A 19,931-nucleotide genomic window follows, 5' to 3' on the forward strand; every position below is an offset into this window, starting at 1 on the left:
CCTGTTTCGGGACCACGCCGGCAGACCGGCCACTACTTTTTGCACACCAGGCAGGAAATCCTTTATATCCGCCGCCTGCGGATCCCGGTGTGCGCACGCAATCCAGGTTTCAGGGAGCCCCAATGAACGCCGTCCAGAGGTTCATCAGAAGCAAAGTGCTGCTGCTGACCGCGGCCATCTTGATCGCAGCCATGTGCTTGTCGGTCCTCGTCCAAGGCCAGTCGCAGGCCGCACTTAACCGGACGGTGGATGAGAATTCGCGAGGTCTCTACGATGTCCTGGTCCAGGCCAAGGCAGGTTCCGCTGCGCTGATGCAGCCGGAGATCGCCAACGGCGGCGGCGGCATCGGCTTTGACCAGCTCGAGAAGATCCGGAAGCTTTCCGGAACCTCGGTGGCAGCGCCCATCAGCCTGGTGTCCCGCGTGACGCAGAACCTGGAAGCTCCGCGGCTCGACGCCATGGACTACCTTGGCTACAACTCCGGACTGGCAGGCACGGCCACCACGGACCAGGCCGCCGGCGCAACGGACCCCGGCAAATGGCCGGCTGCAGAGTCCGTCCTGCGCGACGAGACCAAGAAGTACCGCCTCACAGCCAGCGCCGTCAGCTCCGACGGCGTCTCCGAGCAGACCCTGTTCAAGTCCACCGCCGAGGGCAGCCTGGGCAAGGCCCGCCTGATCGAAGAGAAGACGGCCGGTGGCACCAGCATCCGGATCGCCCCTCCCGCAAACGAGACGGGCATCAAGTTCCCCGCTCCAGCCGGCGGCTCCGAACACAACCTGTTCAACCTTTCGGTATCCCTGCCGCTGTCTCCCGAAGTGACCGAGTCCGTGGTCGCCGTCGACCCCGTCTCCGAGCGCGCACTGCTCGGCTCCGCGGGCGACTTCCTGGCCCCGCTCGAGAAGGCCCCGCCCGCTGACGCGCGGAATGCCGGTGCCATCGGCCGCCACTTCGAAAGCCTCTTCACCAACGGCATCAGCATGGACCAGCTCAACGAGGGCCCTGACTTCCTCGGCGTCAAGCTCAAGTACTGGGCACCGCTGATGACGCAGTACCAGCAGGCGAAGCGCAGCGGACAGCTCACCGCGGACTCGCAGGCCATTCCCCTGATTGTCCGTTCCGGCACGTCCCTGGACCTCAAATACAACGTCAAGATCGAGGAGATCGACGCAGCCGGGAAGGTCGTCAAGGACATCGGCACCGCCACTCGCTCCCTCGGCAAGGACTACCTGCCGTTCGTGTCGAAGGATCCGTTCGCCCTGTCCTGGCCCGGTTCCACCGACCACTCCGGTCTGCTCGGCAACCAGGGCAACTTCAACCAGGGGCTCTACACCCCGGCCACGTGGAGCACGGATTTCGCCGCCGCACCCAAGTACACTGACGGCGAATCGGCCGCCAACGGCGCGGTCCAGAAGGCCGCAGTTCCCAGCGACTGGGTCACGGTGAACCGGCTGCCGGAGAAGGGTGCCAACGGCGCCCCGGTGGACCAGACGCAGCGTGAGCCCGTCGATGAACGCTCGTACCGCGAAGACCTGGCAACAGGGGAGAAGCTCGCGGCTCCGCTGGCCATGGTCTACGGGACCTTCGACCCCTCGGCCGTGGAGAAGGCGGCCGGCGACGTCAACCGCCTCCCGCTGGGTGGCTACGACCCCACGCCGTTTACCCTCACCAAGGACGCTGACGGCAAGACGGTCACCGGTACCGAGCTCAAGCCCTCACTCAGTGCTACCGGACTAGCAAGCCAGTCCGCCGGCGCCATCACCGACTTCTACGGCCTGGCAGCGGCCCGCGGCTACAAGGACAACGCCGCCGTGATCGATGCGGTGCGTGTCCGGGCCAAGGCCCCCGGCAGCTGGAAGGAAGCCCAGCCGGACGTCGAAAAGCTCGCCAGCGAGATCCGCGAAATGGGTCTGGAAGCTACTGTCGTTGCCGGTTCGGCCCGTGAAGACGCCAGCATTTTTGTTCCCGGATACTCAAAGGACGACGCCGGCAAAGAGTCAGCGCTGGGCACTGTCCAGCAGTCCTGGGTCCGGCAGAACGCGGCCGACGCAGTCTCCGGTTCGCTGACCGGCACCAACGTCACACTGCTTTTCCTCACCCTGTGCGGAGCCGCGTTGTTGACCGGCGCTTCCACCGTCAGCTACATCCGCAAACGCAAACGCGAAGCCGGAACCCTCCGCGCCATGGGCTGGACCCAGCTGCGCATTAGGAACTGGGTGCTCGAGGAATTCGGTGTCGGCGCTGCGCTGCTCGCTGTGGCCGGGATTGTCCTGAGCCTGGTGAGCTGGAGCGTGACCACGGCCATCGTCTCGGCCTCCGTCCTGGTCCTGTATGCGGCAGCGGCCTTCTTCGCCGCGCAGCAGCTGCGTCACCGCGATGAGGTGGACCAGGAACCGCAGCACGACGAGCGGCTGATCCCGGTGGACTCCCCGCTGACGTTTGCCAACAGGCAACTCAGCACCAACAAGTTCAATACCCTCTCCCTGGCCGTCGCAGTTGGCGTCTTCGGAGCCGCAGTGGGCGGGCTGGTGGCTCTGCTCATCGACATCCCCCGTGCGGCCGGAGCGAGTGCGCTCAGCGGGCTGGCTGCAGCAAGCGTGGCGCTGCCCAGCATGCTCCTGGCCCTCGCCGGCGTCGCCGTTGGCCTCACCCTGACCCTGGTCACCGGCAGGTTTGAGCTCAACGCCAAACGCCAGTACCTGGGCATCCTCGAAGCCATGGGCTGGAACCCGGACATGCTCCGCCAGGTCCGTCTCTTCGAAAACGCGCTGGTGGGCACGGTGGCACTGCCTCTGGGCGTCCTGGGCGCGCTGGGCATCGGGCTGCTCCTTGCCCCTTATGCCGCGCTGTGGGCCGGCGTCGCCGGCCTGGTGGCTGTACTTTGCTGGATACCGATTGCAACGAAAGTGGTCCAATGACAAACGAGACGAATGTTCACCGGAGCCGGAGGTCCGGCTCGGCTGAGGCGCCCCTGCTGACGCGTGCCAACACCATCGTCAAGGCCGCGGACCACGGGACCCCGCTGGAACTGAGCGACATCACCATCCGCTACGGCGGCGGCAAGGGCGGTGCTGAAGCCGTCAGTGTTGTGGAGGGCTTCGACCTCACGCTGCACGCCGGCGAGATGCACTGTGTGGCCGGCCGAAGCGGATCCGGCAAGACCAGTATCCTGACAGTGGGCGCGGGACTGACCCTGCCGACGTCGGGCCGTGTTTTCTGGGAAGGGGATTCCCTCGAAAGCATGGGCGACGACGAAATCGCCGACCGCCGTCGGGCCCTGATCGGTTACGTTGACCAGGGCGGTGCCCTGATCGACGGCATGAGCGCCCTCGAGAACGTGCTCCTTCCGGCCGTGCCCGACGGCGAGGTGGACCAGCGCCGCGACATGGCCAAGGACCTCCTGGACCTGGTGGGCCTGGGCCGCCGCATGCGGCACCGTCCGGCCCAGCTGTCCGGTGGTGAACGCCAGCGTGTGGCCATTGCCCGCGCCCTGATCCTGGGCACGCGTGTGCTGGTGGTTGATGAGCCCACGGCCAGCCTGGACCGGGCCTCCGCCAACCGCATCATCAGCATCCTCAAGGACACCACCTCGGACGGAATCGCAGTACTGGTCGCTTCCCACGACCACGAACTGGTCCGCCTGAGCGACACGCTGACTGAACTGATCTAGCCCTACCCCTTCGCACCAAAGGTAACGCCCGCACGTGAGCGCAACAGACAAAACCCCGTTCTACATCACCACGGCCATCACCTACCCGAACGGTGTTCCGCACATCGGGCATGCCTACGAGTACATCGCCACCGACGCCATGGCGCGCTTCAAGCGGCTTGACGGCTTTGACGTGATGTTCCTGACGGGCACGGATGAGCACGGCATGAAGATTGCGCAGGCGGCCGAGAAGGAAGGCGTCACACCCAAGGAGCTGGTGGACCGCAACGCGGAAGTTTACAAGTCCGCCCACGCCGCGCTGGGGATCACCTACGACCGCTTTATCCGGACCACGGACGCTGACCACTACGCCGCGTCGCAGGCCATCTGGAAGAAGATGGAAGCCAACGGCGATGTCTACCTGTCCAAGTACGAGGGCTGGTACTCCGTCCGGGACGAAGCGTTCTATGTGGAGGACGACACCGTGGTCAAGGACGACGGCGTGCGGTACTCCAAGGAGACGGACACCGAGGTGACGTGGACGGCTGAGGAGAGCTACTTCTTCCGGCTGTCCTCCTACCAGGACCGCTTGCTGGCGCTGTACCAGGCCCAGCCGGAGTTCGGCGCGCCGCAGTCCCGCTTCAACGAGGTCATCAGCTTCGTCAAGCGCGGCCTCGACGACCTGTCGATCAGCCGCACCACCTTCGACTGGGGCGTCCCCGTCCCCGGCAACGACAAGCACGTGATGTATGTCTGGGTGGACGCGCTCACCAACTACCTGACCGGCGTCGGCTATCCGGACGTCGAGTCGGAATCGTTCAAGAAGTTCTGGCCCGCCGATGTGCACGTGATCGGCAAGGACATCTCACGGTTCCATGCCATCTACTGGCCAGCGTTCCTGATGAGTGCCGGCATCGAACTGCCCAAGCGCGTGATGATCCACGGCTTCCTGCACAACAACGGCGTGAAGATGTCCAAGTCCCTCGGCAACGTGGTGGCGCCGGCAGACTTCGTGGCGCAGTACGGCCTGGACCAGGTACGGTTCTTCTTCCTGCGCGAGGTCCCGTTCGGCGCCGACGGCAGCTACAACCATGAGGCCATTGTGGGCCGCATGAACTCGGACCTGGCCAACAACTTCGGCAACCTGGCGCAGCGTTCGCTGTCCATGGTGGCCAAGAACTGTGAGGGCCGGGTCCCGGTTCCGGGTGCCTTCACGGCTGAAGACACCGCGATCCTGGAGCAGGCCAACGGGCTCCTGGAGACGGCCCGCGCCGCGTTCGAAAAGCAGGAATTCAGCCGCGCCCTCGAGGCCATCTGGGGCGTCCTGGGGGACACCAACGCCTACTTTGCCGAGCAGGCCCCGTGGGTGCTGCGGAAGACCGACGTCGAACGCATGAACACCGTGCTGTACGTGACGCTGGAAGTGCTGCGCATCGTGGCCATCCTGGCCCAGCCCGTGATGCCCACCGCCACCGCCGCGCTATTGGACACCCTGGGACAGCCCGACGGCGGATCCCGCCAGTTCTCAGCGCTCACCACGCCGATTGTCGCCGGAACGCCGCTGCCAGCCCCGGCGCCCGTCTTCCCCAAGTATGAGGAGCCGGCCGAAGCCTAAGTATGTCCCGGCTGGCTACTTGCTTGTACGCGGACTGAGTAGGGTTCCGGGGCGGTCAGTACGTCCCACCTTGGAAGGCGGGTACTGAGTACGGTTCCGGGGCCGGAAGTAGGGCCCGCCTTGGAAGGCGGGTACTGAGTACGGTTCCGGGGCCGGAAGTAGGGCCCGCCTTGGAAGGCGGGTACTGAGTACTGGAGACACGTCGGTGTCCGTCTGTCTAGCCTTATCTGGTTAGCAAACTGATGATTCGCATCTGGGAGAACCGTCGCCCCGATGCTGTCCGTTTGCCTTTAGCCCTCCGTGTCGGGGATGGCGCCGTTCTTCCACATGTCTGATCAGTTTGGACCAGACAATGGATGGAGACGGAAATGAAACGGATCCTTGCCGCTTTTGGTGTCGCGGGTCTTGCGCTATTGGGTGCCACAGCGCCGGCTACTGCGTCGCCTTCTGACGACGATAAGAAGATCACCCTTTGCCACGCCACTGGCTCGGAAAGCAATCCCTATGTGTCGGTGACAATCAACCTCAACGGGCTCAATGGCCACGTGGGCCACCAGCACGATGAGGACATCATTCCGGCCAATGAGGGCAACATTCTCCCCGCAGGCCAGAATCTTGACATGGTCGACATCTGGAATGCCGGCTGCGCGGCACCCGGCGAGCCGCCGAACGGCAATGGCGGCCACAAGATCACCATCTGCCACGCCACCGGCTCCACCACCAACCCCTTTGTGGTAATCGCAGTGGACCTGCATGCGCTGAACGGCCACGCCGGCTCCGGTCACCAGAACGGTGAGGACATCATCCCGCCGAACAGCGGCACCATCGTGCCGGGCGGCCAGAACTGGACGGCCGAAGGCCAGGCCACCTTTAAGAACGGCTGTGTTCCCACCAAGGTACCGCCAGTCGTCCCACCAGTCGTCCCGCCAGTCGTCCCGCCAGTCGTCCCACCAGTCGTTCCGCCAGTAGTGCCGCCGGGAGTGACGCCAGTTGTGCCGGGTATTCCCACTGGGGCAGTTGTCGGAAGGCCGACGGGTCAAGGTGCCGTAGCTGCCAACAACCCTGGCTTCAATGTCCAGACTGCAGTGGCAGGATCCACTGACGTTGCCGTTGCCCCCTGGGCAGCCGGCATCGTCGTGATGCTGCTCGCTGCAGCGGGAGTGGCCGCCCGCAAGACTCTGGCGGCCAGCGGTACCGTGTCCGGGCCTCGGAAGGAATGACGCCGGATCCTGGCGCCCGCAGGGGCGCTGTTTGAATCACTGGCAGGCGCCGTGGCCGCAAGGGCACGGCGCCTGCCGGCAAACCGGGTCAATCCGACTGACATACGGGGTAACCATGGACAGCGATCATTCACCGGAATCAACGGCATCAACTCCATCCCGGGACCAGGCAGACCGTTTGCCGGAAACGGGGCGGGGAAAGCTCTTCACCGCCAAAAGCATCGTCTTTGTGGTGCTCTGTGGCGTGCTGGCCTACCTGGCGTTCGCATTTCTCCCATTCCTGGCCGGTCCGGGGACTTCGCCGACGGTGACCGGGGTTGCGGTGCAGCCGACCACCCAGGCTCAAGCACCGTCGACCCCCACGCCCTCGGTGGACACCAGAGCACCGGTGCCGGCAGGTCCGGCAGCGTCGCCGCCTCAGAGACTGGTGTACCCGGCCGCAGACATCGATGTGGTGGTCCATCCGCTCGAACCCTCCGGCCAGGACAAGGCCACCCAGACCATCGTGCCGCCGCCCACCATGGACGGTTACTGGCTGTCGCCTTACGGTGTGCCCGGAGCGGGTTCGGTCAATACCACCTACATCGCCGGGCATAGCTGGACGGACAGGGACGCGCCGTTCAACCGGCTGAGTACCCGCGCCGCGGCAGGTGACCGGCTGACTGTGGCCACAGCCACCGGCGAAGTGGCTTACGTGGTGGATTCGGTGACCACCTACGTCAAGTCCGGCCTCAAAGACAGCCCCATCTGGCAAGTGGCACCCAACAGGCTGGTCCTCATTTCCTGTTACACGGATGATTTCTGGGGCACCAACGTTGTGGTGGTGGCCTCACCGGAGGACCCGCTCCTTCGTCTCAACAAATGAGACTGATTGTCCGGCATGCGGATGATCTTAATATTCTTGGAGCATGAGCGCATCCACGATCAATCTCGCTGTCATCCCCGGTGACGGCATTGGCCCAGAGGTCATTGCCGAGGCACTGAAAGTCCTCGAAAAGGCAGTCGCCGCTGAAGGCGTTGTCCTCGAGCTGACCCACTACAAGCTCGGCGCCGAGCACTGGCTGGCCACCGGCGAGACTCTTCCGGATGAGGTCCTCGCCGACCTGCGCACACGGGACGCGATCCTCTTCGGTGCCGTGGGCGCCGCCCCCGGCGACACCCGGATTCCGTCCGGCATCATCGAGCGGGAGATGCTGCTCAAGCTCCGCTTCAGCCTGGACCACTACGTCAACCTGCGGCCGTCGCGGCTGTACGGAACGGTAGGCAGCCCGCTGGCCAATCCCGGCATCATCGATTTTATCGTTGTCCGGGAAGGAACCGAGGGGCCCTACGTGGGCAACGGCGGCTCCCTTCGCACCGGCACGCCCCACGAGGTGGCCACCGAGGTCTCACTGAACACGGCATATGGCGTGGAGCGCGTTGTCCGCGACGCTTTCCGCCGCGCCAGCGCCCGCGAACGCAAGCATGTGACCCTGGTGCACAAGCACAACGTCCTGGTTTACGCCGGACACCTGTGGAAGCGCACCGTCGAGGCGGTGGCCCAGGAATTCCCCGAGGTCACCCACGATTACCTGCACGTTGATGCGGCCACCATCTTTATGGTCACCAACCCGTCCCGCTTCGACGTCATTGTCACCGACAACCTCTTCGGCGACATCCTCACTGACCTCGCTGCAGCCATCACCGGCGGCATCGGCCTGGCGGCATCCGGCAACATCAACATGGACCGCACCGCTCCGTCCATGTTCGAACCGGTCCACGGCTCGGCCCCGGACATCGCCGGCCAGCAGAAGGCAGACCCCACCGCGGCCATCCTGTCGGCGGTGCTCCTGCTGGAACACCTTGGCTATACGGCCGCGGCCCGCAGGATCGAAGCTGCGGTGATCGCCGACGTCGAAACCCGCGGCGGCGGCGCCCGCAGTACCAGCGCCGTCGGGGATGCCATCGCTGCAGCGCTTTAGGTCCGGCCGGAAGGTCCTGCCAACGGGCGTAAGCTTGTTTCGAATCACCAAATGCTGCCCTGCGGTTCAGTGCCGAACCACATTCAGAAGGCAGCCGATCGTGGAGGAACCATGACTCAGACCGCCCATGGCGTCGAATTTAACCAGCAGCTCTCGGCAACCCCGAAGTCAGCTGAAGAGCGTGCAGCCATCCTGGCGAACCCGGGGTTTGGCAATTACTTCACTGACCACACAGCGGTCGTCGACTACAGCGTGGACGAGCAAGGCGAGGGTGGCTGGCACAACGCGCGCGTTGAGGCGTACGGACCCATCTCCCTGGATCCGGCTGCCGCGGTGCTGCACTACGGTCAGGAGATCTTCGAAGGCCTCAAGGCATACCGCCACGCTGACGGCTCAATCTGGACCTTCCGTCCGGAGGCCAATGCGGCCCGCCTGAACAAGTCGGCGCGACGCCTTGCACTTCCGGAACTGCCCGAGGAATACTTCCTCGGCGCCATCCGGGAACTCGTGCAGGCGGATAAGGAATGGGTGCCCGCCGGTGACGGCGAGGCCCTGTACCTGCGCCCGTTCATGATCGCCACCGAGGCGTTCCTGGGTGTCCGGGCCGCGCGTGAGGTGTCCTTCCGGGTGATCGCCTCGCCCGCCGGCAACTACTTCGGCGGCGAGCTCAAGCCCGTATCCATCTGGATCTCCCGCGAGTACGCCCGCGCAGGCCGCGGCGGCACCGGTGCGGCCAAGTGCGGCGGCAACTACGCAGCTTCCCTGATCGCCCAGCAGGAAGCCGAAGCCAACGGCTGCAAGCAGGTGCTGTTCCTGGACCACTTCAACGATGACGCCGTGGAAGAGCTCGGCGGCATGAACGTTTTCTTCGTCATGAAGGACGGCTCACTGGCCACTCCCGCGCTGAGCGGCACCATCCTGGAAGGCGTAACCCGCTCCTCCGTGATGCAGGTTGCCATGGACATGGGCCGCGAAGTGACGGAGCGCAAGATCACCCTTGATGAATGGCGCGACGGCGTGGGATCCGGCGAGATCGCCGAGGTCTTCGCCTGCGGCACCGCAGCGGTCATCACCCCGATCGGGGTCCTCAAGGACACCACCGAATTCATCGGCTCCGAGGACGCGAAAGCTGGGGAGACCACCATGGCCATCCGCGAACAGCTCCTCGGCATCCAGACCGGAACCGTGCCGGATACCCACGGCTGGCTGACGCGCCTGGCCTGACCACCACAACCCTGACCACCACAATCCTGACCACCGCAACGCGGGGTCACTTAGCGCCCATTAACCGCATCGGGATGGGCGCTAAGTGACCCCGCGTTGTTCTTTAGCGGCGGGCGGCTTTCCGGGCAGCGTTCTTGAGCGCCTTGCGGGAGACCGGCTTCAGGGCCTTGCGCGCCGCTTCGTCGGCCAGTGCGCGGTTGCGGCGGGCATCGATGACGTCGTTCCAGAGTGCGGTGGCGAAGGCGCCGCCGTCCTGGGCGTACACCTGGTAGGGGTATGCGCCAAAGGCGGCCGACGGCGTTCCTGTGGTGAGTGCCGCGCCGGACTTGCGTGCCACGGCGTCGCCGATGGCCCAGGTTCCGGTCAGATGCGGCGTGAGGTTGTCCTGAACAAAAACATTCGCATCCGCGGATACTGCGGCGCGTTCCAGCAGGAGGTTCAGTTGCTGCTCCAGCAGGGCGGCGGCTGCCTCTTCAAGCGGCGTTCCGTCGTCCGTGGCGGCAGCAAGCAAGGCTTCCTGTTCTGCCACAGCGGACGGCCAGTCGGTGGTCTCACGGAACTTCTGCCACGTGGGAAACCAGACAATGGCGCCCGTCGCGTGGTTGTGGATGTGCTGCAGGCCGCTGTTCTTCTCTGCCACTGCGTGGTCGTGTCCCGCGGCGTCGGCGCCTGACAACAGGTCGGACAACGAGATGGTGGATGAAGTGCTCATAGGTGTGCTGGCTGCTCTCTCTGGGCGGTGGGTTCACCAGCCATAACCCGCGCCGGGGGTGAGGTTATTCCGTGCCCCGCCTGATGCGAAGATGGTGCAGTGAACTCCACCTCGAGCGGCCCTCTTCATACCGGCAGCCTGCTGACGGTTTTCTTCCTGGCACCCAACCCCGGGCCCATGAGCCTGGACGGCACCAATTCATACCTCATCTCCGCCCCCGGAGCCAGCACCTCCGTGGCTGTGGATCCGGGCCCCGCGGACGAAGGCCACCTCCGCCGCCTGGCGGACGCAGGCTCCGTGGAACTCATTCTTGTGACACACCGGCACGCCGACCACACAGCGGGTTCCCTGCGGCTCCATGAGCTCACCGGCGCCCCGGTCCGAGCGGCCGATCCCCGGCACTGCCACGGCGGCGGCGAGCCCCTCCAAGATGGTGAAACCATCCAGGCGGCCGGAGTGACGGTCCAGGTCCTGGCCACGCCTGGCCACACCTCCGATTCCGTTTGCTTCCACCTTCCCGACGACGGTCAGCACGGTTCCGTACTGACCGGTGACACCATCCTGGGCCGCGGCACCACAATGCTGGACTACCCGGACGGCAGGCTGGGGGACTACCTCGAGTCCTTGGACCGGCTTGAAGCCCTTGGCCAGGCCACCGTCCTGCCGGCCCACGGCCCGGTGCTTCCGTCTCTTGCGGCCATTACCCGCGCCTACCGCGATCACCGGCACGAGAGGCTGGCGCAGATCCGCGCGGCGCTGGTGCGGCTAGGCGGGGACGCATCAGTGGCGGACGTGGCAGACGCCGTGTACGCCGACGTCGAACCTTCCGTCCGGCGCGCGGCCGAAATGTCGGTGGCCGCGCAGCTCGACTACCTGCGTGGGCAGGCTGAGGCCTGACAGCACAACGTGACGCAGGGCAGGGGTGGCCGCTCAAGACGGTAGGCTAGCAACCATGCGTATTGCTCGGTTTGTAGTCGATTCTGATCCCCTCTACGGCGTTGTTGAAGGCGAGCCCGGCAGTGAGGAAATCACTGTCATCAACGGCGACCCCTTCTTCAACGGGGTGGAGCGCACCCACGTCAAGCACAAGCTCGAAGACGTCCGGCTCCTGGCGCCGATCATTCCCCGCAGCAAGGTGATCGGTGTGGGCCGCAACTTCGCCGAGCACGCCGCCGAGCTGGGCAATGAAGTTCCGCAGCAGCCGCTGCTGTTCCTGAAGCCGAACACCTCGGTCATCGGCCCCGGCGACCCCATTGTGCTGCCGGAATTCTCAGACGAAGTTTCGTTCGAGGCCGAGCTGTGCGTGGTCATCGGCCGGATCTGCAAGGACGTCCCGGAAGATCGCGTCGACGACGTCATCTTCGGCTATACCTGCGGCAACGACCTCACCGCCCGCGACGTCCAGAAAACGGACCTGCAGTGGGCCCGGGCCAAGGGCTTCGACACGTCGGCACCCCTCGGACCGTGGATCGAGACCGAGCTGGACACCGAAGACCTGGCCATCAAGGGCTGGCTCAACGGCGAACTGCGCCAGGACGGCAGCACCAGCCAGATGATCCGCGGCGTCCGCGAAATCGTCTCCATCGTGTCCCGGGCCTTCACACTGCTCCCCGGCGACGTCATCATGACCGGCACCCCGGCCGGCGTCGACCTCGTCACCGCGGGGGACCGTTATGACGTGGAGATCGAGGGCATCGGCCGCCTGTCCAACCCGGTGGTCCGCCGCTGACGGGTAAAGTTGGAACCACTATGACTACTGCCTCTGCGCTGAACCCTGCCGCCATCCCGTCCGTCACTGCCGATACCCCGGTCCGGGTGCGGTTCTGCCCGTCACCCACGGGCACCCCGCACGTCGGCCTGATCCGCACAGCGCTGTTCAACTGGGCCTATGCCCGGCACACGAAGGGCACCCTGGTCTTCCGCATCGAGGACACGGACTCGGCGCGGGACAGCGAGGAAAGCTACCACCAGCTGCTGGACGCGCTGAAGTGGTTGGGCATCACCTGGGACGAGGGTGTCGAAGTGGGCGGCCCGCACGAGCCGTACCGCCAGTCCCAGCGCAGCGACATCTACCAGGATGTCATCGGGCGGCTGAAGGCCGGCGGCCACATTTACGAGTCCTACTCCACGCCCGCTGAAATCGAAGCCCGCCACCGTGCGGCCTCCCGGGACCCCAAGCTGGGGTATGACGGGTTTGACCGGCACATCACCGAGGAACAGCTGGCCCAGTACAAGGCCGAAGGCCGCCAGGCCGTGCTGCGCCTGCGGATGCCGGACGAGGACCTCACGTTCAAGGACCTCGTCCGCGGCGAGATCACGTTCAAGGCCGGCTCAGTGCCGGACTTCGCGGTGGTCCGTGCCAACGGCGCGCCGTTGTACACGCTGGTGAACCCGGTGGACGATGCCCTGATGGGAATCACCCATGTGCTGCGCGGCGAGGACCTGCTCAGCTCCACGCCCCGCCAGATCGCCCTGTACCGTGCCCTCTACGCCATCGGCGTGGCCGAGTACATGCCGGAGTTCGGCCACCTTCCGTACGTCATGGGCCAGGGCAACAAGAAGCTCTCCAAGCGCGACCCCGAATCCAGCCTGTTCCTGCACCGCGAACGCGGCTTCATCCCCGAGGGCCTATTGAACTACCTGTCCCTGCTGGGCTGGTCCCTGAGCGCCGACGAGGACATCTTCACCGTCAAGCAGTTGGTGGAGCACTTCGACATCCACGACGTGCTGGCCAACCCGGCACGTTTTGACCTGAAGAAGGCAGAGGCGATCAACGGCACGCACGTCCGGCTGCTTGAGGCGGCCGATTTCCGTGCGCGCCTGGTGCCGTACCTCCGGGCCGCGGACCTGGTAGGTGAGATCCTCACGGACCGGGAGGAGGAGATCCTCACCGAGGCTGCACCCCTCGTCCAGGAGCGGATCACCCTGCTGGGGGAGGCCCCGGAGATGCTCGCCTTCCTGTTCAAGGCCGACGACGCGATCGACGTCGCAGACGATGCCCGCAAGGGCCTGCCCGCGAACCTGACCGAAGTGCTGGACGCCGCCCTTACGGCCCTTGAGCCTGTTCAGGACTGGAACCCGGAGGAGATCCAGACGGCCCTGAAGCAGGCACTCGTGGAGGACCTCGGGCTGAAGCCGCGGCTGGCCTTTGGTCCGGTCCGCACCGCCATCTCCGGGCGCCGGATCTCGCCGCCGCTCTTCGAATCCATGGTGATCCTGGGCAAGGATTCGTCCCTGAGCCGGCTCCGCACCTTCCGCGGCTGATGTCTATCACAGGCACCACTGCTGACGGAGTCCTGAAGACGCGCTTCGGGACCATCCGGGGCGTCCTGTTCGACATCGACGACACCCTGGTGGATCTTGAGTACGCCATGACCACCGCCCTGCGTGAGGTCAGCGAGCACCTCCTGCCCGGCCTGGACCAGACCGGCTGGGAGCGCTTCGGCAGGATCTTCACGCACGAGACCACGCACTACTACGACAGGTACCTGGCGGGGGAGCTGACCTTCAACGATCAGCGCCTCCTCCGGGGACGCGCGGCCCTGGGGCACTTCGGGGTGGAACTTGCCGACGGCGAAGAAGCGCACGGGTGGCTTTCGGCCTACAGCCGGCTGCAGCCCAGCTATGTGCGGGCCTTCGCGGACGTACTGCCGCTCCTTGACGTGCTGGACGCCGCCGGTATCCGCTACGGTGCCGTCAGCAACAACGTGCACGACTACCAGCGGGCCAAGCTCGACGGCGCCGGCCTGGAACGCGTTGTGCGTCTGGTTGGCACGGACACCGTAGGGGTAGCCAAACCTGAGCCAGCCATCTACCTCGAAGGCGTCCGACTGCTGGGGACCGCGCCGGAGGAGACCCTCTATGTGGGGGACAACCGGCTGCTGGACGCTGAAGGTTCGACGGCGGCAGGCCTGGTAGGGGTCTGGCTCAACAGGGTGGGGGAGACCGCGCCGGATTTCGCCGGTCACAAGGTCACCTCGCTATCGCAGCTGCTGGGCTGACGGGCCGGTTACTCCGCAGGCTGCAGCCTTCGCCTATTCCACAGCACGATGTAGATGCCGACGGATCCGAACACGAGCACAGCTACCAGGCCGACGGCAACGGCGGTATCTGACTTCCCCACCATGCTGGTGGGCGAGATGGCGGCTGCGCTCGAGTACAGGGTGTCCGTGCCATCCGCAATCCGGGCATTGCCGTTAGCAAGTTTCTCGGCCCCGGTCGCCAACACCGTCGATCCCGAGGCCAGCTTGGTGTTGCCTGTAGCCAGCTCCGAAGCGCCGCTAGCCAGTGCCTGGGAGCCCTGGAGCAGGCCGGGGTTTCCGGGATCGGCCGGATCGCCCTTGATGCCCGCATTTAAAGCCAGCGTGCCGTCCGCCAGCCGTGAGCTGCCCTCAGTGATCTTGGCCACGGCATTGATCAGGCCCGGGCGGTCGGCATTGCCGGGCACGCCGTCCATTCCGGTGCGGATCTGGGACGTTCCGGCGGCCAGCAGTTCGGTGCCGAGCACAACGCCCGGTTTGTTGGGATCGCGGCTGTTGAGCTTCTCACCCAACGTGGCGAAGCCGGCGGTGAGGCGCCCTGTTCCCGTATGCAGCTGTGCTGCTCCGTCATTGAGCTTCCCGGCGCCAGCCTGCAGTTGCTGCGCGCCGGCGTCGAGCTTGTGGGCTCCAGCGGTGATCTTGGCGATCTTGTCCTTGACAACGGCCAGCGGCGCCAGGCCCTGAAGCGGGTCCGAGGCTGCGGCCTCCAGCAGTTCAAGGGCCTGCGCCAGGGCTGCGGTGCCGGTACCTGCCTCGGGGGAGTTGTTCGCTCCCCGGTAGCCCTTCAGCTGGCCCGTTCCGGCGGCCAGTTCGCCGGTTCCGGAGGCCAGGCGGGCCGCGCCGGCGTCCAGGGCAGTAGCGCCGTCCGCCAGGTTGTTCTCGGCGTTTCCGGTGGCCGTAGGCGTTAGTGCCGCGGCGAGCTGGGTGGCTCCGGCGGCGAGCTTCCGGGCGCCATCGTCCACCTTGTAGACGCCGGGCGCGAGTTTGTTGTTGACGTCAGTCTCGATCTTGACAGCGCCAACGGCGAGCTGGTCGGCGCCGGCCTGCAGCTTTTCAGCGCCCGGTGCCAGCTTCTCGCTGACACCCAGGAAGACTTTGTCAGCGCCGGAGGACAGCTTGCCGGCGCCGCTGTCTGCCTTGCCCGCGCCGGCCGCCAGCTGGCCGGCACCGTCCTTGAGCTGCTCAGCGCCAGCCGAGGCCTGGCCCGCGCCGTCCAGCAGTTTGGCTGATCCGTCGGTTATTCTGCCGGTGACCAGGGTGTAAAAGCCAAGCAAAGCAATAAGCATCAGGGCCAGGACAGCGATGGTGAGCTGCTGTGCCCGGGTTCGGGTCTTGGTGGGCGCGGCGGCACGACTTTGTGTCACGGTGGGTCCTCTCGACGGTTCGCCAGCAGTGAAAGCTGCCGGCCACCCACCTGGACCATGCGGCAGCTCGGACGAGAATCGAAATTCCGAGTTGCCTGCAGCGAAGGCAGGCGGGTGGTTACTCTCTAGTAACTTACCGAGAGTAAACTTAGTCCGGGGGATCTGGCAAGGGTTTCGGAGATCAGGCCGCCAGTGTCGATTTGTGCCAGCCCAAAGTCGCCGATTTGTGCCAGCCCAAAGTCTCGGGTAAAGTAATTTCTCGTGCTGAGGCGCACGGAGCGCGGCTTGAAGCCCGAAACTCCGGCCCGAAAGTATCATTGGGATATGGTGTAATTGGCAACACTACGGTTTCTGGTACCGTCATTCTAGGTTCGAGTCCTGGTATCCCAGCTCTGTTTGGTCGCAGGCTAACCGCGGCAAATCAGTGGTTTCACGTCGGTTCGCCGATTTGAAACGCGCGCTGAGTGTATGAAATACTCACTTAGCAAACCGGCCCAGCGCCGGTCGGAAGTGAAAACTTCCCGGAAGTACGCGGCCCCATCGTATAGCGGCCTAGTACGCTGCCCTCTCACGGCGGTAACGCGGGTTCGAATCCCGCTGGGGTCACCAACGAGCGGTCCCGGGCACCAGCCCGGGGCCGTCTTTCGTGTGGAGTCCGCCGTGCCGGTATCAGGACAAAACAGGGGCCCGGTGGAAAAGCTGCCGCAACTGGCATGATGATGCTGTGACCTCCTCAGACGGGCTTCGTCCCAAGCAGCCTCTGCCGCCTATGCGCGCACCGAAATCGCAGGCTGGCCCGCCCAACCCGAAGCCGGCCGTAGCACTACTCGAGTCGGTGCGTGAGGATCTTTCCGCGGTGTTGTTGCCACTCTCCCTTGCGGACGTCGAACAGGCACGCGAGGACACGCGGAACGCTGTCGCCCAGCTGGACGATTACATCCTGCCGCGGTACCGCAGCCTGGACGCACCGCTGCTTGCCGTCGTCGGAGGTTCCACCGGCGCCGGCAAGTCAACGCTGGTGAACGCTCTGGTGGGGCACCCGGTCACACGCTCCGGCGCCATCAGGCCCACCACCCGGCAGCCCATTCTGCTGCACCACCCGGCCGATGCCGGCTGGTTCGAAGGCCAACGTGTGCTGCCCACGCTCAACCGGATCAGGGGCACCGTCTCCACGGAACCCGTCCCGGCCAGCCGGGCCGGGGCAACACCGGATGCGGAGGCCATTTCCTCCCTGGTGCTGGTGGCGGACCAGGCTGTTCCGCGGGGGATCGCGCTGCTTGACGCTCCCGACGTCGACTCCATTTCCGACGATAACCGCAGGCTGGCCGGTCAATTGCTGGCCGCCGCGGACCTCTGGGTTTTTGTGACCACTGCCAACCGCTATGCGGACGCAGTCCCGTGGAAGCTTCTTCTGAACGCGTCCTCGCGGGACATCATGGTGGCCGTGGTCCTGGACCGTGTGCCGGCGGACGCGGAAGCCGAAGTCAGCACCGATCTCCGTGCGTTGCTGCAAAAGGAAGGCCTCGGCGATGCCCGGCTGTTCATTGTGCCGGAGACGGACCTGGACCATCTCGGCATGCTGCCAGCCGCCGCCGTGGAACCGCTGCGGCGCTGGCTGCAGGACCTTGCAGCCGACGCCGAAGGGCGGTCTGAAATTGCCCGCCGGACCCTCAACGGGACGGTGAAGGCGCTGGCCGGGCGGGTCGGCACCGTGGCGCGCGCGGTCCAGGGGCAGGAGCGGGCCGCGGCATCGCTCCGTGCAGACGCTGAGGCCGCCTACCGCGATGCCGGAACCCGGATCCTGGACGCTACAAAGGACGGCGCCCTGCTCCGCGGGGAAGTACTGGCTCGCTGGCAGGACTTCGTCGGAACAGGTGAATTCTTCCGGGCGCTGGAACAGAACATCGGACGGCTGCGGGACCGGGTGGGAGCGTTCTTCCGGGGCGAACCGACACCGGCCGTACGGGTTGAGGCCGCCATCGAAACGGGGTTGCAGGCCGTCATCCTGGACGAGGCCGCCAACGCCGGCGAAGAGACTGACCAGCGGTGGCGCTCGGACCCGGCCGGCCGCGAGCTCCTGGGGACGGACGATCTGTCCGGCACCAGCCCCGGGTTTGCCGATGTGGCCGCAGCGGAGATCCGGGCGTGGCAGGCAGGCCTGATGGAACTGATCCGCACGGAGGGGCAAGGCAAGCGCACGCAGGCCAGATGGCTTTCCTTCGGCATTAACGGACTGGGCGCCGCGCTGATGATCGTGGTGTTTTCCATGACCGCGGGCCTCACAGGGCTGGAAATCGGCTTGGCGGGCGGTACCGCCGTCGTCGGCCAGAAACTGCTCGAAGCAGTGTTCGGCGAAGACGCGGTGCGCCGGCTTGCGCAGACGGCACGGGATGACCTCCATGCCCGGTGCCAACGCCTCCTGCGGGCAGAGCAGCAGAAGTTTCTCCAACGCCTGCCGGCGGGCGGCACGGACACCGGCAGGATCCTGACCGACCACGCCGCTGCACTGGCCCGGCTGGCGGACAAGGCATGAGCCGCCACAGCGTTGCCCGTGAAGCGTCGCAGCTGGACCGCAGGCTCCAAGCCCTCAACGATGCCCGCGAACTCGCCGAAGGCGTCTTGCCGGACGCCGCACTCGAGGAGGTGTTCCAGCTTCTCGAGCGCGCGAGCTCCCGGCGGTCACTTTCGGCTGATCACACCGTTGTTGGGTTCTTCGGTGCCACTGGCAGTGGCAAGTCGTCACTCTTCAACGCGGTCAGCGGGGCTGAAATCGCGACGGCGGCCACCCGCCGGCCCACGACGTCGGAACCGTTGGCAGGTGTCTGGGGCGCGGACGGCAGCGAGCCGCTGCTGGACTGGCTCGAGGTGCGCAACCGCCACCATGCCGAGCCCGTGGCAGGCTTCGCGGATGAGGGTACGGGGCTGATCCTGCTGGACCTGCCGGACTTCGATTCCACCAGGGCCGCGAACCGCGAGATCGTGGAGCGCATGGTTGGCCTGGTCGATGTCCTGGTCTGGGTTCTGGATCCGCAAAAGTACGCCGATGCGGCAGTCCACAACGATTTCCTGGCGCCCCTGTCCGCACATGGCGCCGTGACCCTGGTGGTCCTCAACCAGGTGGACCGGTTGCCCGAACGGGACGTGCAGCCTGTGCTGGAGTCCTTGAAAGGGATCCTTGCCCGCGACGGGCTCGGCAAAGTGCAGGTCCTGGGAGCATCCGCCTTGAAGGGAACGGGCGTGGACAAGGTCCGGAGCGCCATCCGACATGTGGTGGTGCAGCGCCAGGCGGTTTCGCAGCGGCTGGCCGCGGACGTTTCGCGGGCCTCGGGGCAGCTCCGGGAAGCCGCAGGCGTTGGGGAAGCCGCCGGTGTCAGACCGGCATCGAGATCCCGGCTCACCGATGAGCTGGCGACAGCTGCCAATGTGCCCGTGGTGGTGGACGCAGTCGCCCGGTCCTACCGCATCGAGTCGACGCGCCGCACGGGGTGGCCGGCGACGCGGTGGCTGGTGCGGTTCCGGCCGGATCCGCTCCGCCGGCTCAATCTGAGAAGTTCTTCTCCGTCCCAACTTAACCGGACGTCGCTCCCGGCAGCGGGAGCTCCGGAACGCGCCCGGACGGATGCTGCTGTCCGTGAGTTTGCGGACGCGGCGAGTGCGGGCGCACCCGGACCGTGGCGTGCGGCGATCCGGGGTGCTGCCCGGGAAGGGCGGGACGCGTTGCCGGATGCCTTGGACCAGGCCATCGCGGGCACGGACCTGATGGCGTCCCGGAAGTCATGGTGGTGGGGAGTATTCAACGTGGTCCAGTGGCTCGCGCTGCTGACGGTTCTGGGCGGCCTGGGCTGGCTTGGCGTGCTGGCAGGGCTCGGCTATCTCCAACTGCCCGTCCCGGAGGTTCCGAAGGTGGAAGGCTGGCCGGTGCCGACGTTGATGATTGCCGGCGGGGTGGCGCTGGGGATCTTCCTGGCGCTGACCGGAAAGTTCATTGGGTCAGGAGCCGCGAGGGCGCGTGCAGCCAGGGCCAGGAAACGGCTGCGGGCAGCGGTGGGCGAGGTTGCCCGGGACTTCGTGGTGGAGCCGGCGGAAGTTGAGGTCAGCAGGCTCGCGTCCTTCAACGCGGCGCTGAAGGCTGCGGCCGGAAACTAA

Annotated in this window: 15 protein-coding genes and 2 tRNA genes; 15 read left to right on the plus strand and 2 right to left on the minus strand. The window is 65.9% G+C overall.

Going from position 1 to position 19,931, the window contains the following annotated elements; all coding sequences use genetic code 11:
- Nucleotides 1–122 precede the first annotated feature (122 nt).
- The 7 genes from AC50YA_RS01655 (at nt 123) to AC50YA_RS01685 (ending at nt 9,669) form a co-directional block, all read left to right on the plus strand.
- The gene (locus tag AC50YA_RS01655) at nt 123–2,918 is read left to right on the plus strand and encodes an ABC transporter permease (protein ID WP_494980645.1); all 2,796 of its coding nucleotides are present in this window, start codon (nt 123–125) and stop codon (nt 2,916–2,918) included.
- Nucleotides 2,915–3,670 carry an ABC transporter ATP-binding protein gene (locus AC50YA_RS01660; protein WP_494980646.1) on the plus strand — a complete coding sequence of 252 codons (756 nt, stop codon included), beginning with the start codon at nt 2,915–2,917 and terminating at the stop codon, nt 3,668–3,670. Before AC50YA_RS01655 ends, AC50YA_RS01660 begins: the two co-directional genes overlap by 4 nt.
- A 34-nt stretch (nt 3,671–3,704) precedes the next feature.
- Nucleotides 3,705–5,264: a methionine--tRNA ligase gene (gene metG / locus AC50YA_RS01665; protein ID WP_494980647.1), complete on the plus strand. Its 1,560-nt coding sequence runs from the start codon at nt 3,705–3,707 to the stop codon at nt 5,262–5,264.
- A gap of 368 nt (nt 5,265–5,632) precedes the next feature.
- Nucleotides 5,633–6,484, plus strand: a complete 852-nt coding sequence (locus AC50YA_RS01670; RefSeq protein WP_494980648.1) for a hypothetical protein — start codon at nt 5,633–5,635, stop codon at nt 6,482–6,484.
- Between the two features lie 115 nt (nt 6,485–6,599).
- On the plus strand, nt 6,600–7,349 hold the full coding sequence (locus tag AC50YA_RS01675; RefSeq protein ID WP_494980649.1) for a class F sortase: 750 nt from the start codon (nt 6,600–6,602) through the stop codon (nt 7,347–7,349).
- A 43-nt stretch (nt 7,350–7,392) separates the two neighbouring features.
- Entirely contained in the window at nt 7,393–8,445 is a 1,053-nt protein-coding gene (locus tag AC50YA_RS01680; RefSeq protein WP_494980650.1) for a 3-isopropylmalate dehydrogenase, read from the plus strand.
- A gap of 111 nt (nt 8,446–8,556) precedes the next feature.
- Nucleotides 8,557–9,669, plus strand: coding sequence for a branched-chain amino acid aminotransferase (locus AC50YA_RS01685; protein WP_494980651.1), 1,113 nt, complete (start codon nt 8,557–8,559; stop codon nt 9,667–9,669).
- A 103-nt stretch (nt 9,670–9,772) separates the two neighbouring features.
- Here AC50YA_RS01685 and AC50YA_RS01690 read toward each other — a convergent pair whose 3' ends face one another.
- Nucleotides 9,773–10,381 (minus strand): hypothetical protein, encoded by a 609-nt coding sequence (locus tag AC50YA_RS01690; protein ID WP_494980652.1) that lies wholly within the window; start codon nt 10,379–10,381, stop codon nt 9,773–9,775.
- A 99-nt stretch (nt 10,382–10,480) separates the two neighbouring features.
- On the opposite strand from AC50YA_RS01690, the gene AC50YA_RS01695 reads away from it, so the two are divergent.
- Genes AC50YA_RS01695 through AC50YA_RS01710 form a run of 4 tightly spaced genes read left to right on the plus strand, consistent with a single transcriptional unit; the run spans nt 10,481 to nt 14,382 of the window.
- The gene (locus AC50YA_RS01695) at nt 10,481–11,278 is read left to right on the plus strand and encodes an MBL fold metallo-hydrolase (RefSeq protein WP_494980653.1); all 798 of its coding nucleotides are present in this window, start codon (nt 10,481–10,483) and stop codon (nt 11,276–11,278) included.
- A gap of 55 nt (nt 11,279–11,333) precedes the next feature.
- Nucleotides 11,334–12,110, plus strand: a complete 777-nt coding sequence (locus AC50YA_RS01700) for a fumarylacetoacetate hydrolase family protein (RefSeq protein ID WP_426990437.1) — start codon at nt 11,334–11,336, stop codon at nt 12,108–12,110.
- A 20-nt stretch (nt 12,111–12,130) separates the two neighbouring features.
- On the plus strand, nt 12,131–13,645 hold the full coding sequence (gltX, locus tag AC50YA_RS01705) for a glutamate--tRNA ligase (protein ID WP_494980654.1): 1,515 nt from the start codon (nt 12,131–12,133) through the stop codon (nt 13,643–13,645).
- Entirely contained in the window at nt 13,645–14,382 is a 738-nt protein-coding gene (locus AC50YA_RS01710; RefSeq protein WP_494980655.1) for an HAD family hydrolase, read from the plus strand. Before gltX ends, AC50YA_RS01710 begins: the two co-directional genes overlap by 1 nt.
- Nucleotides 14,383–14,390: 8 nt before the next feature.
- Here AC50YA_RS01710 and AC50YA_RS01715 read toward each other — a convergent pair whose 3' ends face one another.
- A complete protein-coding gene (locus AC50YA_RS01715) occupies nt 14,391–15,785 on the minus strand; it encodes a hypothetical protein (protein ID WP_494980656.1) in 1,395 nt (464 codons plus the stop codon).
- Between the two features lie 318 nt (nt 15,786–16,103).
- On the opposite strand from AC50YA_RS01715, the gene AC50YA_RS01720 reads away from it, so the two are divergent.
- The 4 genes from AC50YA_RS01720 (at nt 16,104) to AC50YA_RS01735 (ending at nt 19,931) form a co-directional block, all read left to right on the plus strand.
- Nucleotides 16,104–16,175: transfer RNA gene (locus tag AC50YA_RS01720), tRNA-Gln, on the plus strand.
- A gap of 143 nt (nt 16,176–16,318) precedes the next feature.
- Nucleotides 16,319–16,394, plus strand: a tRNA-Glu gene (locus AC50YA_RS01725).
- 160 nt (nt 16,395–16,554) lie between these two features.
- Nucleotides 16,555–18,318 (plus strand): dynamin family protein, encoded by a 1,764-nt coding sequence (locus AC50YA_RS01730; RefSeq protein WP_494980657.1) that lies wholly within the window; start codon nt 16,555–16,557, stop codon nt 18,316–18,318.
- Nucleotides 18,315–19,931, plus strand: coding sequence for a GTPase (locus tag AC50YA_RS01735; protein ID WP_494980658.1), 1,617 nt, complete (start codon nt 18,315–18,317; stop codon nt 19,929–19,931). Before AC50YA_RS01730 ends, AC50YA_RS01735 begins: the two co-directional genes overlap by 4 nt.

This window comes from Pseudarthrobacter sp. RHLT3-21 (genome assembly GCF_059383495.1).

Coding starts and splice junctions, on each gene's coding strand:
- AC50YA_RS01655 (WP_494980645.1), top strand. CDS start 123: ATGAACGCCGTCCAGAGGTTCATCAGAAGCAAAGTGCTGCTGCTGACC.
- AC50YA_RS01660 (WP_494980646.1), top strand. CDS start 2,915: ATGACAAACGAGACGAATGTTCACCGGAGCCGGAGGTCCGGCTCGGCT.
- AC50YA_RS01670 (WP_494980648.1), top strand. CDS start 5,633: ATGAAACGGATCCTTGCCGCTTTTGGTGTCGCGGGTCTTGCGCTATTG.
- AC50YA_RS01675 (WP_494980649.1), top strand. CDS start 6,600: ATGGACAGCGATCATTCACCGGAATCAACGGCATCAACTCCATCCCGG.
- AC50YA_RS01680 (WP_494980650.1), top strand. CDS start 7,393: ATGAGCGCATCCACGATCAATCTCGCTGTCATCCCCGGTGACGGCATT.
- AC50YA_RS01685 (WP_494980651.1), top strand. CDS start 8,557: ATGACTCAGACCGCCCATGGCGTCGAATTTAACCAGCAGCTCTCGGCA.
- AC50YA_RS01690 (WP_494980652.1), bottom strand. CDS start 10,381: ATGAGCACTTCATCCACCATCTCGTTGTCCGACCTGTTGTCAGGCGCC.
- AC50YA_RS01700 (WP_426990437.1), top strand. CDS start 11,334: ATGCGTATTGCTCGGTTTGTAGTCGATTCTGATCCCCTCTACGGCGTT.
- gltX (WP_494980654.1), top strand. CDS start 12,131: ATGACTACTGCCTCTGCGCTGAACCCTGCCGCCATCCCGTCCGTCACT.
- AC50YA_RS01710 (WP_494980655.1), top strand. CDS start 13,645: ATGTCTATCACAGGCACCACTGCTGACGGAGTCCTGAAGACGCGCTTC.
- AC50YA_RS01730 (WP_494980657.1), top strand. CDS start 16,555: ATGCGCGCACCGAAATCGCAGGCTGGCCCGCCCAACCCGAAGCCGGCC.
- AC50YA_RS01735 (WP_494980658.1), top strand. CDS start 18,315: ATGAGCCGCCACAGCGTTGCCCGTGAAGCGTCGCAGCTGGACCGCAGG.